Consider the following 14,679-nt stretch of genomic DNA (forward strand, 5'->3'; position numbering starts at 1 on the left):
GTTGTGCGCACACGGGCTGGAAAGGAATGATACTGTGGAAAATTTTGCACAACTTTTGGGAACGATTGATTCCTTTGTCTGGGGGCCTCCCCTTCTGATCCTCCTTGTGGGAACCGGGATTTATCTCACCGTGGGCCTTGGCCTGCTGCAGATCACCAAGCTGCCCCTGGCCATCAAGTACCTTTTCAGCAAAGACCACGGCGACGGGGCCCAGGGGGATGTGTCGAGCTTTGCCTCCCTTTGCACCGCCCTTTCCGCCACCATCGGTACGGGAAACATCGTGGGTGTGGCCACCGCCGTTAAGGCTGGCGGTCCCGGAGCGATCTTCTGGATGTGGGTTGCCGCGTTTTTCGGCATGGCCACCAAGTACGCCGAAGGGCTCCTGGCCGTGAAATACCGGGTTGTGGACGAAAACGGGCAGATGTCCGGCGGCCCCATGTACTATATTGAGCGGGGCCTCGGAAACAAATTCCTGGCCAAGATGTTTGCCCTGTTCGGCATTGGCGTGGCCTTCTTCGGCATCGGGACCTTTGCCCAGGTCAACGCCATCAAGGACGCGGCCCTGCTGAGCTTTCATATTCCTGTTCCGGTAACGGCAGCGGTCCTCACCGTGCTGGTGGCCCTTGTCACCATCGGGGGGATCAAACGCATCGCCCAGGTGGCCTCGGCCATCGTGCCCTTCATGGCCATCTTTTTTATTCTGGCCTCTGCCGTGGTCCTGATCCTGAACCTGTCGAGCATTCCGGCCGCCGTCTCCCTGGTGATCCAGAGCGCCTTCAATCCCGAAGCCGCCTTCGGGGGCGCAGCGGGCGTCACCATGATCATGGTCATGCGAAGCGGCATTGCCCGCGGGGTCTTCTCCAACGAATCAGGCCTGGGCAGCGCGCCCATCGCAGCGGCCGCCGCCAAAACAAACTCCTGCGTGCGTCAGGGCCTCATCGCCATGACAGGCACCTTCATCGACTCCATCATCATCTGCACCTTAACCGGCCTGGTCCTGGTGATGACCGGCACCTGGAACGATCCGTCCCTTGCCGGGGCTGCCATGACCAACACCGCCTTCAACATCGGCATGGGAAGCGGCATCGGTCAGTACGTGGTCACCGTGGGCCTGATGTTTTTTGCCTTTACCACCATTCTCGGCTGGAACTACTACGGGGAGCGCTGCACTGAGTACCTTTTCGGTATCAAGGGCATCAAACCCTACAAGCTGATCTATATCGTCCTGGTGGCCTCAGGTTCCTTTCTCCACCTCAGCCTTATCTGGACCCTGGCCGACATCGTCAACGGCCTCATGGCCATCCCCAACCTCATCGGACTTCTGGGCCTGAGCAAGGTGGTTTTCTCCGAAACCCGAAGCTTTTTCAGCGGCCTCTCCGTGGCCGCCAAAGCCGAAAAAGCCTTTCAGTCATAAGACGGGTAGAGGTGGCCGTGATAAACGGCCACCTATGACCTGTGACCTGCCTTTTCAGCCCTTATCATCTCGAGCTTTGTTTTACGGGGAAGTTTTTTGATGCGATATTCGAGGCGGGATGCTTCGGATCGGTCTTTCACCGAGACCTGGTAGACCATGGTCACGGGGAGGCGAGCCCGGGTGTAGCGGGCGCCGACGCCTGCGTTGTGTTCGTCAAGGCGCCGCCCGGGGTCGGTGGTGATGCCTGTGTACAAGGTGCCGTCTGCGCATTCAAGGATGTAGAGATACCATGGTTTCATGGGGGCACTGTAGATCATTAAAAGTGGTGGCGCCAGCATGAAGGTGGCCCGGCCTGTCAAAACAAAAAGCCCTGCCGATGAATCGGCAGGGCTTTTTTTATCGTAACTATTCAGATAAAAAAGCCTCCGGCGGCCCTGCCGGGGGCCAAACTTTTAAAAAGTTTGATAAACAGGTCTCATGTAATCATTTATGGCTTCGCCGAAACAATTCCGACATTTTCGCACCCGTGCTTCGTTTTGATCGCCCTTCGGGGCGATCAAAACGAAGCACAAGTGCATTAGAAACGTTTTTTGCGGAGCTTTTTTTCAAAAAAGCGACCCGCCGGAGGCAACTGAATAGTTACTTTTTATCTTGAATGGGAGGGGCCTGCAGGGCCCGGGCAAATGAGCGGGGGCCGGTGCCCGGTTTTCCAGGTCCGAATAAGTCCTTGACACAAACACACCCACATCGTGAGCTCACCCTTAGCCCTTAGCCCTTAGCCCTTAGCCCTTAGCCCTTAGCCCTTAGCCCTTAGCCCTTAGCCCTTAGCCCTTAGCCCTTAAGCCCTCACTACCCCACAAACACCGCAAAATTGTCTTTTCGCGCATCGGCGTGCTGGATCACGGTCTGGACCATGTCCCCGGACTTGAGGCTCAGGCCGCTGGCCGGGAGCATCACCTCCATCATGTAGTCCGGCAGGAGGACCTGGAAGCTGTGGCGGCGCTTGTCCAGGACCAGCCCTTCCACGCGTTCGCCGACTTTGGACTCAAGGTACTTGAGGATCCAGTAGCGGCGCCGGTTGGACTGAATGCGCCCGATGCTGCCCATGGGGATGTCGAGGTGCTGGGAGACCTCGGCCACCTCATCCTCGGTGTACGGCTCCTCCAGGCCCATGACGGACCGGATCTGGCGCTGGGAGACAAGGTCGTAGTAGCGCCGGATGGGGCTGGTTGCCGTGGTGTAGGCGTCGAGGCCGAGACCGGAGTGGTGGCCTGCCTTCTGGCTGATGTAGGCCCGTGAGAGCTGCTTCCTCTGCATGCAGTTGAGGTAGAGGGACGCCTCTTCCCCCTTGAACAGGCGTTCCTTGGGATCGGGCTGGAGCCGGAAGAACGAGGGCAGGTTGTGGCGGGCCAGAAAGCTTGCCATGAGCCAGTTGGACATGATCATCAGCTCTGCCACCATCATGCGGGAGGGGCTCTCCCGGTCCACGGTGGAGATGACGGGGGTGCCCTCTTCATCCAGGTGGACATTGACCTCGGGCAGGCTCAGGTGCACGGCGCTGTCCAGTCGCTTCTTGCGGAAAGCCTGTCCGATCTTGATGAGGGTGGACAGGTCCTCGTCCCCTTCCTTGGCCAGGGTGTTGGCCCCGGTGTAGGTGAGCTGGCGCCGGACGGTGACGATTGTGGGTACCACCTCAAAGTCTTCCACGGCGTGGAATCGGTTCAGGGTGATCATCACGCTGATGCAGGGGCGCACCGTGCCTTCCACCAGGCTGCAGAGGTTGTCCGAAAGGTCCGAGGGCAGCATGGGGATTTTCTGGTCGGGCATATAAATGGAGCTGCCGCGGGACAGGGCCCGTTTGTCGATGAGGCTGCCCCGTTTGACGGACTCGGCCACATCCACGATGTGGATGCCCAGAAGGGTCTTGCGGTCGTCCAGGCGCTCGATGGTGACGGCGTCGTCGTAATCGGTGGTGAACCTGCCGTCGATGGTGATGGTGGACAGGTGGGTGAGGTCCCGCCTGCCTTCGAAGGAGGCCGGAGCCTCTTCCACCAGGCGTTTCGCCTCAGCGAGCACCTCGTCGGAGAAGTGTCGCGGCACCTCCATGCGGATGAGGTCGATGTTTTCGTTTTCGTCGAACACGTCGAGTTTCACCAGCAGGCGAAAGACCGTTTCGTGGGAGGAGATGTTGGCTTCTGCGAGGATGGCCTTGGCCATGTCGAAGTGGCGGCTCTCTCGCTCCTCGATGTACCACCCCTTGAGGCAGGCGATGATCTCCATGGCATGCTCGCAGGGACCGGGCTTTTTGTCTCCCAGGAGGCCCTTGAGCCAGGCCGCCCCTTCGGTGATGACCTTCAGTCGCCTCTCCTCTTCCCGTTTCTTGGCGAGCATCTGCTCCACCTGCTCCGGGGTGTAGGGGAGGAAGCGGTCGTGGTCGAACTTGAACCAGGTCCGGTTTTCGAAGAACGCCCGGATGATGGCTGACTTGTGGTCGGAGGTCACGGCTTCGGAGAAGCAGTATTCCGCCATGGTTGTGAGATCGATCCACTCCCCTTCTTCATTGAGCAGTTCCCACAGCTCTTTGAGGTCGATCTCCTGTTTGAGGGATTCACGACGGGCGACGGTGGCCTTGAGGGCTTCCACCATGGTGGCGCGGCTGGCCGATTCAGAAAGGGCGTCGTCCGAGGTCAGGGATATGCGGGAGGCGGAAAGGCTCACCTCTTTATCGCTTTCGGTGATGAGTCTCAGGCGTTTACCTTTGACATCTGCCACCGCGGCGCATATCAGCTTCTGCTGATCTATGTATTCGATGATGGTTCCAGATTTCATAACTAATCAGGATATCAACGGCACCCCTGAAAGTCAATTCAAGCCATAAAAACCCCGGTGCCAGCGCCTTTACCTGTGCCGTTGCCTCCGGTGGGTCGCCTTTTGAAAAACGTATTAAAAAAGGGGACAGGCAAAAAAAGCGGTGCTGTTTCATGGCCGGGGCCAAGGTGTTTTTTTGCTTTCATGTGTGGTGTTAAGAGGAATAAGAGATGGCAGGGCAGGGCAAGGGGTGGTACTATTCACCGGAGTGAACAGGGCTTTGTACCTGGCGGTCGGGCCCTAACCGAGGGGATCTTTTAGGAGGGATCGTGACACAGATCGAACTGGACGTGAGCCGTCACTGCATCGCCAGCGAGGTGAAGAGGCTCCATAATCGTCGTATCTCCGATTACTTCAAGGGACGCGGAGACAAGGAGTCCCTGGAAACCCAGATAGCGCTCCTTACCCGGGCGCTGGAGGAGCTGGACCTGCCGGCCCTGAGGGGCAAGGATGCTCGCCTTGCAGGGGGGGACGCCGTTGATGTGGTGTTGAAAGGCGTCGAGGGCAAGCCCCTTGCCATCACCGTCTCAGGGGAGCCCGTGGACCTGTCGGGGGTTGAGCGGGGCTGAGGCCGCTCCGGCTTTTTTTACCCTGTATATTTCACGAGTCGAGTGCACCCATAGCCGCAGGGTGGCGGCATCGCCGTGTCAGGCATCAGTACAAAGCAGCAGGCACTATTTCAGCGGAGCCTGGGAAAACTTACCTGACATCTTTATTGTTCTACGTTTAAACGTTTTGTCCCCGGCAGGACCGCCTCCGGAGAGGCACACCTGTGCCATCGCTTTTAACATACGATGCGGGGCTCTTTGCACGTCAATGGAATCGTCTCGGTGCGGCGGTTTTTTGCTGCATGGGATGCCGCGTGTTGTGACTCGGGTCACTGGAAAAATCCGGGATTCGGGCTATACTTTGTTTGTGTTCATGCCAAAAAGAGGCGCCGGGTTTGTCGGTCGGGCGCCCGGAAGCGGGATCGGATGCGTGTGGGTAAAGGAGGGGTATGGAGACGGTAAAGAACTGGCCGGCCATGGTGGCGGCCCTGGCCACTGCCTGTGTGGCGACCCTGGTGGTGGGGCTTTTTTCATTTTCCCCTGTTTATCAGAACATGCGTCACGCAGCCTTTGATGCCGCCCTTCGCATGGTAACGGACGAGGGCACGGCCGACCCCGATATGGTGATGGTGGCCATTGACGACGCCTCCATTCGCAACCTGTCCGAAGCGTATCATGTGAACTGGCCCTGGCCCCGTGAATTCTACGGGGTGGTGACGCGCTACCTGGCCGATGCCGGTGCCCGGGCCGTTGTTTTTGATATGCTGTTCACGGAAAAAGAGGTGGACCGCCTGGATGTGGACGCCGAGTCTTCGGAGCAGGCCCTCGCCGGTGTCCATCCAGGAGTCCGGCATCGTGGTGCTGGGGTCGGTGGTGTCCACCAACGGCGACGGCCGGTTGTCCGATGACGGGGCCATGGTCTTTGAAAACAGCGGGATGCTCAAGTTGCCGCCATACCACAGCATCACCATGCCCATTGACTCCCTTGGGGCCCATGCCACAAACGGCGTGGTGAATTTTCTGGCCGACGACGACGGCACGGTGCGTCGCATGCCCCTTTTTTTTCGGGTGGGGGATCGCCTCTACCCCCAGCTCGCCTTTGCCGCCTACCTGGCGGTGACCGGCGATGAGGTGGTGCGCTACGACCCCCGGAAACGAGAGCTGGTGACCAGGAATCGCATCTTTGCCCTGGACGCTCAGGGCAATCACATCGTGTACTGGCACGGCAAGGGGGGAAGCGGCGGGGTCTACCGCTACGACAGCTTTTACGACACACTGCGCTCCGCGGTCCAGGCCCTGGGCGGGGAGACGCCGGTGATTGCCCCGGAGGCATACAAGGACAAGGTGGTGGTGGTGTGCGCACGCTCTGGGCGCCTCACGGATTTGAAGACCACTCCCTTTACGGCCCTGGCGCCTTACCCCGGCGGTGAGATTCAGGCCACCCTTTTGGACAACTACCTCAACGGCCACGGGATCCGCGGTTTGGGGTTTGTCTGGCTGGTGCTCTTTTCCTTTGCCGGCAGCTTTCTGGCGGCTGTGGCCTTTACCTCCCGATCGTTTCCCGTGGCGGCCCTGACCAGCGGCGTGCTTCTTCTGGTGCCGCTTGGGGGCAGCTGGGTTCTGTTTCGCACGGGCGCCGTAGCCGCGGATTTTCTCTTTCCCATGGCCTCCCTGGGGCTTTCCGCCTCGGGCGCTGCGGTTTACCGCATGGTCACGGAAGGGGCGGCGCGTCGCCAGATTCGGACAGTTTTTTCCCGGTACCTGCATGAGGATGTCATCAATCAGCTCATGAAGGACCCGGACAAGGTCTCCTTAGACGGGGTGGAGTGCCACGGCACGGTGTTGTTCACCGACCTCCAGGGGTTCACCACCTTTTCCGAGGACAAGACGCCCAAGCAGCTCATCAAGGTGCTTAACGACTATTTCCAGGTGGTGACGGACATCGTACTGGACCAGGGGGGCCTGCTGGACAAGTACACCGGAGACGGGATCATGGCGGTGTTCGGGGCGCCGGTGGACCGCAAGGACCACGCCCGGGCCGCCTGCGAGGTGATTCTGGCCTTTCGCCGGGAAAAGGTGAACGAGATGATCTCAACGGACAAGGGCAACATCCTGACACGCATCGGCATCAGCAGCGGGCCGGTGGTGGTGGGGAACCTTGGCAGCACCCGACGCATGGATTTTACCGCCATCGGGGACACCGTGAACCTGTCGGCCCGGCTGGAGGGCGTGAACAAGGCCTACGGCACCACCAACATGCTCTCGGAGCAGACCTGGGAGCAGGTGAAGGACGAATACGTGTTCCGGGAGCTGGACTGCATCCGGGTAAAGGGTAAGAACAAGCCCATCCGGGTCTTTACCCTGGTGGACCGCCTGGAACATGTCACAGACCGAATGCAGCAGGTGGAAGACGCCTTTAAAGGGGCCCTCTCCGCCTATCGACAGAAGATGTGGGACGATGCCATCTCCCGGTTTGAGAAGGTGCTGGCCCTGGACCCGGACGACAAGCCCAGCGCCGCCTACATCGACCGGTGCAGGCTTCTCAAGCATACCCCCGAGCTGGTGGACGCAGACGGGGTGTTTACATTTAAGACCAAGTAATCTCATGGAGGGACCATGAAAACGATTCAATGCATGACAGCGATGCTGGTGATGCTCTTCTGCGGCGCGGCCTTTGCCGAGACCATTCAGGTGTCTTCCGCCTCCCTGCGGCAGAACCCCGGCTCGTTCTATCCGGTGGTGTCAGTCCTGAACAAAGGGGACGAGGTGACCATTCTGAAGACCCACGGCATGTGGCGCCGGGCAAAGACCGCGGACGGCCAGACCGGGTGGGTGTCTGAAAACGCCTTCAAGGCCCAGGGTCGCTCCATCGATTACGGCCTCATGGCCCAGGACACCTCGGGACGGCGCATGGCAACGGTGATGGTCACCGCTGCGGTGAAGGGCTTTTTTGAAAACAGGGTGCGTACCGGCAACCTCAACCGGGCTCTGTTTGAGGCGCCCTTTGTGCGATACGTGACCCCCGAAGGGTACGGGGCGTTCAAGGAAGAGACCTTCAGGGGCCGCCGGTCCCACGGGTATTTCCTTTCGAAAACCCCGGTGTACTCCGCAGCCTCTTTCGATCCTTGAGACACCGTGGCGGTGAGCGCCTACATCACCGGGCGTCTTGCCGCACCGGGGCTGGTGACCGACAGGGCCCTTGTCTCCTACGTCAACAACGTGGCCCAGCTGGTGGCAGAGAGCTCGGAGTTTTACGATTTGCCTATCAGTGTCCATGTGGTGGATACGGACGGCATCTTTGCCAACGCCACCCCCATGGGGGTGATTCTCGTCTCCAGGGGCATGCTGGATATCATCCGCAGTGAAAATGAGCTGGCCTGTCTCCTGGCCCACGAACTTTCCCACGTGACCCTCCAGCACGGTGCCATCGAAACCGAGGCGAGGAAATCCAAGATCCACGCGGAGGATGCCTTTGCCGAGATGGACGATGAGCTGGGCAAGGGTGAGGTGGAGCAGGAACTCGATGACCTGGCCATGGACATGTACGAACATGCCATCAGGGGGCGCAAAGAGGTCTACGAGATGGAGGCCGACGCCCGCGGTGTGCTCTACGCCAAACGGGCGGGCTACGACCCCTCCGGTATGGCCACGCTCTTGACCCGCTTAAGGCGCGTCCAGGCCGATGTGCCCTGGGACGAAGAGCCTTCCCACTGGCTTCCCAACTCCATGGGCCGCAGGATCAATGCCTTGCCCAAAAAGACGCCGTCAGGGGACTACGTCAATTTCGGCAGCCGGTACAACCGGATGGTGCGTTGAAAAGATTCCCCAGGCTATTTGAACACATCAGGCCGTGGATGACCCCATTATCCCACGGCCTGTTTTGTTTTGGGGGGCTATGGGGGAAGAACCAGGGCACCATGGTGGAACCGCAATGGGCTTCGTCTTTTTACGAGGTTAGGCCTTTATGGCTCGTTTTGAATAACGCTTGGCGGTGACCTTAAAAAACGAGAAAGACCAACTGAATATGGAGCGCCGCACTCCGGTGCGGCTTTTTAGGCCGTCGTTACCCGTGCCGCACAGGAGTGCGGCGCTCCAGGGGACAAAGGTTTTCGGGGGGGATGTACATACGCCCATGTGCGAAGCGGTGATCAAGGCCGATGCTGCCTCCGCAGCCGACTTGGTTCCGAGGAAAACGGTATCCGGTGCTTCCAATGCAAGGGGAGGTCTCCAATCTCGTTGCTTAAACGCTTTGGATAGGACAAGGCGGCACGCCGAACGACATCCTGTAGGGCGCACTCCGTGCACCATGGGTGAATGGCCACCGACTTTGTCTTTTGGCGGGGCTATACCTTGATATGGTTCGTTTTGGATGACGCTTGGCGGTGACCTTAAATAAACCCGAGAAGACCGACTGAAATGGAGCGCCGCACTCCGGTGCGGCTTTTTAGGCCGTCGTTACCCGTGCCGCACAGAGGAGCGCGAGGTTTTTAGGGGACAAAGGTTTTCGGGGGGGATGTACATACGCCCATGGGCCAAACGGTGATCAAGGCCGATGCTGCCTCCGTAGCCGACTTGGCCCCGTCGTTCCCAGGCTCCGCCTGGGACGTTTTTCGGAAGGCTTCCTGCCTCCATGCTGGCAAGGCAGAGCCTTGCGTCAAACACTCCCAGGCAGAGCCTGGGAGCGAGGAAAAGATCCCGTCCTTAATGTCCTTGCGATTTGCCCTGAGGAACGAAGGGCGAAGCGCAAGGGCAATATGCTTTCGAGGTGGCTCACCTCGCCGCCGGAGGCACGCTTTTAAAAAAGCAACACCTCACGGAACTGGCCGCGCATGCAGTGGTTGGAGCTCATGGAGGAGGCGTAAGCCCCGGCGTTGATCAGTGCCAGGGTATCTTCCTCTTCCACGGGGGGCAGGGGGATCCCTTCGGCAAAGAGGTCCAGGGCTTCGTTGATGTTACCGGCAACGGTTGCGGGAAGGATGGGGCCTTTTTTGAGTCGGGTGACAACCGGCTCGAAGGGGAGGCGGTAAAAGGCGGGCTCCACGGCGATGTTGAACCCACCGTCAACCCCGACATAGCGGGTGGACCGCCGGGTCTCCACGGTGTTGGCGGTGAGGAGGAGCAGGCCGGCGTCTTTGGCGATGTAGTCCCCGGGCTCCACCTCGATGGTGAGGCCGGAATCTCCGAAGACCCGTTTGATGACAGCGGCCCATTGGCCAAGGTCCAGGGCGGTGTCTGTGGGGGTGTGGGGCACGCCCAGGCCGCCACCCAGATTAATGGTCCGCAGGCCGGGGATTTTCTCGGCAAAGGTTTTGGCCTCTTCAAGGATCTGTTCCCATGGGGCGAGCTGATCGCTTAAGTAGCCGCAGCCTGTGTGGAGGTGAAGGGTGGTGACGGCGAGTTTGTGCTTTGCAGCGATTTCAAGGGCCTCGTCGAACTGCTCGGCGTAGATGCCGAATTTGGTGGTGCTCTCGCCGCTGTAGCGCAGCAATGCGTTGTCCCCGTAGCCCACGCCCATGGCCGGGTTGATGCGCAGGCCGATGTTCCGCCCCGGGACCCGCGTGCCCAGGCGGCGTAGTGTGCTTATGGCGTCGCAGTTGATGTGCAGCTTTTCGAACCGGGCCAGGGTGTCCAAGTCCTCATTGGAGACGGCTGTGGCCGTGTAGGAGATATCGGACTCTTTGAATCCGCATCCCATGGCGTGCATCACCTCTTCCGGGGAACAGGCGTCGATGCCGCAGAGTCTTTCCGTGGCCATAAGGGTGAGGATGGGCGCGAACCGGTTGGCCTTCATGGCGTAGTGCAGGCGATACGGGCGTCCTGTGGTCTCCAGTGCCTGGCGGAGCCTGGCAAGGTTTTCCCGGATGCGTGGGGCGCTGTAGAGAAAGGTGGGGGTGCCGAAGCGCCGGGCCAGGGATTGCACCTTTTTTTCTGCAAAGCGAAGGTGCCCTTTGTCGTAGCAGAGCCCTTGGCGTTCCCACCAGAATGGGGTGTGGGAAGAATCAGGCATGGGCGTAGACTTTCTTGGCCGGAGTGGCGAGTTTCAGCCCTTCGAGGTAGGCGTATCCCTCTTCGCTTGGGGCCTCCAGGCGTCCGGTGATCCACTTGCGGCAGTTGTCGGCCTCACAGAGGCAGGGGAACTGCCTGTAGAGGACGTCTTCGGTGGAGGTGTAGTCCATGGTGAGGGCTTCACCCGGGTCGATGTCCTTGAGGGCCCACATGGTGAGGGTCTTCATGTCCAGGGCCACGTTGGGGTCGCAGGCGTGGAGGAGGTAGCCCACAAAATGGGGATCGTGGAGGTGTTTTGTGGGGCTGATCTGGAGGGTGTGGAGCCGGATTTCGTCGAGGACCTCGCCGGTGAAACGGGCCATCATCTCCCCTTTTTTGAACGCTCGCCTGGTAAAAAGACCGAATCCTTTTTCATCACCTTCCGTGGAAACGAAAAAATCCTTCCGCGAGGGGTAGCCCTCTGGTTTCTCTGTGGTGTCTGGGTATATATGCATGCATCCTCCTGAAAACACGGATCGGGGTGTGGTGAACGCCTGTTTTCATTGGTTGTGGGTTAAGTAAACAGTGCCATCTGTGTGGCACCCTTTTCTTCGGGGGCCTCATCTGTTCCGGTGAGGGGTGACGGCTTGGGCGCCTTTTGGCCCGGAACAAAGGGGGCGTGTTCAGCGCTGAAGCCGGCCCCGTTTTTTTCGACGGATACGGTCACCGGCAGGGTCATCCCCTTTTCCTGGGCGGTGACCACGGGCAGCTCCCAGGCTTCATGTGTATGTTTGATCGCTTTTCCGGACGCCAGCCGCTCTTCGACAAACCGCACATGGTCCTCGTACCTGCTTCGCGCGATGGTGTGCGAAAGGCCGGGTGCCTGTGTGGCCCGGGCATCGAACATGGGGGCAAACCCGCTGTCGATCTCATAGGAGATGCTGTTGCGGCCGGTGGCAAGGGCGGCCTGCATGGTGGTGCCTGTCCCGGAAAACGGATCCAGCACGGTGTCTCCCATGGCAGAGTACATAAGAATGAGACGCAGGGGCAGCTCCAGGGGGTAGGCGGCGCTGCGTTGCCTCAGGGCTGTGTCGCCTGTTTCCTGGCGTACGCCGGAGATATCGCTCCAGGTGTCCGAATACCAACGGTTTCGCTCCTCCCAGAAGATGGCAGAGGCCTTTCGAATCTCCTTGTCCGGGCCGTTTTTAAAGACCCGTTTGCCGCCGTTGCGGAAGAGAAGAATGTATTCGTGTTCCTGGGTGACATAAGCTCCTGCAGGAAGCATGCCGGAACCCATGAATTTATTGGGTGCGGTGCTTACCTTGCGCCAGAGGATTTCGGGCAGGGGGGTGAATCCCCTTTTCAGCATGGCCATGGTGATGCGCGAGTGGTTGGGGTAGATGGCGAACTCCCCGGCGATGGTACGGGTGGCGTCGCCCATGTTGATGGCAATGAAGCCTCCCTTTTTCACCACGCGGGCCAGCTCGTCCCAGACCGCATCCAGGATGCCGTGCATGGCCTCAAAGGCCTCCATGCCCCGGCCCTGGTCAAGGGCCTCTGCCACGGCGGGGTCTGCGTTGGAGAGGGCCTCGTCCCACATGGCAATCATGGGGTACGGGGGGGAGGTGACCACCAGGTCGACGCTGTGGTCCGGGGTCGCCTCCATGGCGGCGGCGTTGAGAAAGTGAAGGGCGTGGGTGGTGTTCATGAAAATGTACTGCCTTATATGTCGAGCCCGTGCAGGCACAGGCGTTGTCGGGTGTCGGGCATGGGGCCGTAAAGCCCCTCGGGCTCGGTCGTCTCTGGTCCGGCCAGGAAGACGCCAGCCTGTTTTTCCGGTCTGGAGCCCGTATCCCGGGGTTATGCTGGGGTTGTCCGTGGTTCGTTTCGGTGTGCGATGTGTTTCATGTGTCTCATAAACAGACGGTACGTGTATCAGGTTGTGGCCTGTGCCACAACGCCGGAATCACGGAAGGGGGCGCGGGGTTGTGTGCCCGCTCGCTGGGGACGGGGCTGCCGCCGGGGCCAGGCGGCTGCATGAGCCGCCTCGGGGGGCTGGTGTGCCTCGCGGATTAATCCTTGTTGCTTGCCTTGACGAACTCAACGATCTCTTCGGGATCGTCGGTGAGCTTGATGATATCGAGGTCCCCTTCGCTGATGGTGCCTTCCTCGAGCATGCGGGCCTTGATCCAGTCTATGAGGCCGCCCCAGTACTCTGTGCCGAAGAGGACCAGGGGCAGGGGCATGACCCGCTGGGTCTGGATGAGGGTCACCGCCTCGAAGAGTTCGTCCATGGTGCCGAAGCCGCCGGGCATGATGACATAGGCCGAGGCGTACTTGACGAACATCACCTTGCGGATGAAAAAGTAGTTGAATTCCACGCAGATGTTGGCGTAAGGGTTGGGCTTCTGCTCAAAGGGCAGGTTGATGTTGAGGCCCACGGACTTTCCCCCGGCCTCGGTGGCGCCGCGGTTGGCCGCTTCCATGATGCCCCCGCCGCCACCGGTGATGACGTTGTACCCGTTCTTCACCATGAGAGCCGCAATCTCACGGGCTTTTTCGTAGTAGGGTGTCCCCGGTTTGGTGCGGGCTGAGCCGAAGATGCTTACGGCAGGGCCCAGGTCATGCAGTCTGTCCACCCCTTCCACAAATTCGCCGATGATGCGGAACAGTCTCCAGGATTCTTCAAGTTTGAACTCTTCGATGACGTACTGATGCTTCATGGTATTACTCCTCATGTGGTGAAACGCAACGTCCGCTCAACTGGGCATTCCAAAAGGGGTGCCGGGCCGCTGGGCCCTTGGTTGATGTGCAGACAGGCGATGGGTGCTCCGGCAACCTGCCGGAGTCGTCTCAGACCCGTCAGGTTTTTCCCTGCCAGCCGACGGAGACCTCTCCGTCGGTGTCGATGACCGGGATTTTTCGCCCGCCTCCGGAGAGGGCGAGCATTTTATCCATCATCTCCGGGGATTTGAGGACATCGATGTAGACCACATCGTTACCCCGTTCTTTCAGGGCGTCGACGGCGGCCCGGGTAAAGGGACATTTGTCTTTGCCGTATATGGTGACCGAGTGCTTCATGGGATCAGCCTCCTTTGTTGATGAACCGGTTTCAGCGAATATGCGGGTAAACCCAACCCCTTGGGATTGTTTTTAATCTGGAAGAATCTCGACGTTTTTCAATTTGACACAAGGGGGTGCTGTGTGCTAATAATGTCCGGTATTTTTCGTTGGACCGGGAAACCGGGCTGTTACGCATCATTTCCTGAAGGTAAGTCATATCAAAGCAATTTCAAGAAAAACAACGGTAAAAAGTGAATTGGGCATCCACGCTCGGCCTGCCGCCATGATTGCAAAAGCCGCGGCTGAGGCGATGGGGGAGGTGTGGCTGGTTCGTGATGGCGAAAAGGCCGACGCCACCAGCATCATCGATATCCTGACCTTGGGCTGCGCCTGCGGCACCGAGGTGGAGATCGAAGTGGAAGACGCTTCCGACAGGCCTGTCCTTGATCGAATTTTCGAACTCATCGAGGAAGATGAGTGAAGACCCATCGAGGTCGATGAGTGGTTCCCCGCCCCGGCCGTCCGGCCCGGGGAGATACGCATCAAGCGTGGTCCGCGGCGATACTTTTTCAACTATTCATTCATTGATTGACGTTTCCCTCCAAGGTGTTTTGACACCAAAGGCCGTTTTCCGTTTAAGTTGGCGGACGGCTTGGTGTATAACACCATGAGGTGCGCTCGCCGGGAGCCCGATCCTTTGGGTTGGGCCGTGGTGTGCGAGTGTCAACACCGGGCGTTGCAAGGCCCGGGCAATACAACGTGAACCGGCACCACGACGTGTGCAAGGTTACGAAAAATTAA

At 59.5% G+C, this 14,679-nt stretch carries 14 protein-coding genes; 7 read left to right on the plus strand and 7 right to left on the minus strand.

All coding sequences use genetic code 11. The annotated features are described in order from the left end of the window. Positions 1-55 precede the first annotated feature (55 nt). Positions 56-1,414 (plus strand): alanine/glycine:cation symporter family protein, encoded by a 1,359-nt coding sequence (locus tag ACOYW1_RS31850; protein ID WP_482421125.1) that lies wholly within the window; start codon positions 56-58, stop codon positions 1,412-1,414. 32 nt (positions 1,415-1,446) lie between these two features. On the opposite strand, the gene ACOYW1_RS31855 is transcribed toward ACOYW1_RS31850, so the two are convergent. Both ACOYW1_RS31855 and ACOYW1_RS31860 read right to left on the minus strand, forming a co-directional pair. Further along, the gene (locus ACOYW1_RS31855) at positions 1,447-1,713 is read right to left on the minus strand and encodes a GIY-YIG nuclease family protein (RefSeq protein ID WP_482421126.1); all 267 of its coding nucleotides are present in this window, start codon (positions 1,711-1,713) and stop codon (positions 1,447-1,449) included. Between the two features lie 550 nt (positions 1,714-2,263). Next, entirely contained in the window at positions 2,264-4,243 is a 1,980-nt protein-coding gene (locus ACOYW1_RS31860; RefSeq protein ID WP_482421127.1) for a ribonuclease catalytic domain-containing protein, read from the minus strand. A gap of 308 nt (positions 4,244-4,551) precedes the next feature. Here ACOYW1_RS31860 and ACOYW1_RS31865 point away from each other — a divergent pair, with 308 nt between their 5' ends. From ACOYW1_RS31865 to ACOYW1_RS31885, 5 genes are all read left to right on the plus strand, one after another. Further along, positions 4,552-4,851, plus strand: coding sequence for a hypothetical protein (locus ACOYW1_RS31865; protein WP_482421128.1), 300 nt, complete (start codon positions 4,552-4,554; stop codon positions 4,849-4,851). Positions 4,852-5,279: 428 nt separating this feature from the next. Beyond that, positions 5,280-5,738, plus strand: coding sequence for a CHASE2 domain-containing protein (locus ACOYW1_RS31870; protein WP_482421129.1), 459 nt, complete (start codon positions 5,280-5,282; stop codon positions 5,736-5,738). Beyond that, positions 5,662-7,431, plus strand: coding sequence for an adenylate/guanylate cyclase domain-containing protein (locus tag ACOYW1_RS31875; RefSeq protein ID WP_482421130.1), 1,770 nt, complete (start codon positions 5,662-5,664; stop codon positions 7,429-7,431). The genes ACOYW1_RS31870 and ACOYW1_RS31875 overlap by 77 nt, the downstream gene beginning before the upstream one ends. Before the next feature lie 15 nt (positions 7,432-7,446). Further along, a complete protein-coding gene (locus ACOYW1_RS31880) occupies positions 7,447-7,959 on the plus strand; it encodes an SH3 domain-containing protein (protein ID WP_482421131.1) in 513 nt (170 codons plus the stop codon). 6 nt (positions 7,960-7,965) lie between these two features. Continuing rightward, positions 7,966-8,646: a M48 family metalloprotease gene (locus ACOYW1_RS31885; protein ID WP_482421132.1), complete on the plus strand. Its 681-nt coding sequence runs from the start codon at positions 7,966-7,968 to the stop codon at positions 8,644-8,646. A gap of 979 nt (positions 8,647-9,625) precedes the next feature. On the opposite strand, the gene ACOYW1_RS31890 is transcribed toward ACOYW1_RS31885, so the two are convergent. From ACOYW1_RS31890 to uxx1, 5 genes are all read right to left on the minus strand, one after another. Then, positions 9,626-10,837, minus strand: a complete 1,212-nt coding sequence (locus ACOYW1_RS31890; RefSeq protein WP_482421133.1) for a diaminopimelate decarboxylase — start codon at positions 10,835-10,837, stop codon at positions 9,626-9,628. Then, positions 10,830-11,330 carry an SET domain-containing protein-lysine N-methyltransferase gene (locus tag ACOYW1_RS31895; protein WP_482414691.1) on the minus strand — a complete coding sequence of 167 codons (501 nt, stop codon included), beginning with the start codon at positions 11,328-11,330 and terminating at the stop codon, positions 10,830-10,832. The genes ACOYW1_RS31890 and ACOYW1_RS31895 overlap by 8 nt, the downstream gene beginning before the upstream one ends. A 59-nt stretch (positions 11,331-11,389) precedes the next feature. Next, the gene (locus ACOYW1_RS31900; RefSeq protein WP_482421134.1) at positions 11,390-12,523 is read right to left on the minus strand and encodes a DNA-methyltransferase; all 1,134 of its coding nucleotides are present in this window, start codon (positions 12,521-12,523) and stop codon (positions 11,390-11,392) included. A 364-nt stretch (positions 12,524-12,887) separates the two neighbouring features. Further along, positions 12,888-13,538 carry an LOG family protein gene (locus ACOYW1_RS31905; RefSeq protein ID WP_180137187.1) on the minus strand — a complete coding sequence of 217 codons (651 nt, stop codon included), beginning with the start codon at positions 13,536-13,538 and terminating at the stop codon, positions 12,888-12,890. A 139-nt stretch (positions 13,539-13,677) separates the two neighbouring features. Continuing rightward, a complete protein-coding gene (gene uxx1, locus ACOYW1_RS31910) occupies positions 13,678-13,896 on the minus strand; it encodes a UXX-star selenoprotein family 1 (RefSeq protein ID WP_482414693.1) in 219 nt (72 codons plus the stop codon). Positions 13,897-14,104: 208 nt separating this feature from the next. On the opposite strand from uxx1, the gene ACOYW1_RS31915 reads away from it, so the two are divergent. Continuing rightward, complete coding sequence (locus tag ACOYW1_RS31915) at positions 14,105-14,359, plus strand: HPr family phosphocarrier protein (RefSeq protein WP_482423871.1); 255 nt, start codon at positions 14,105-14,107, stop codon at positions 14,357-14,359. Positions 14,360-14,679 lie beyond the last annotated feature (320 nt).

This window comes from Desulfoluna sp. CYM3A, assembly GCF_056829965.1.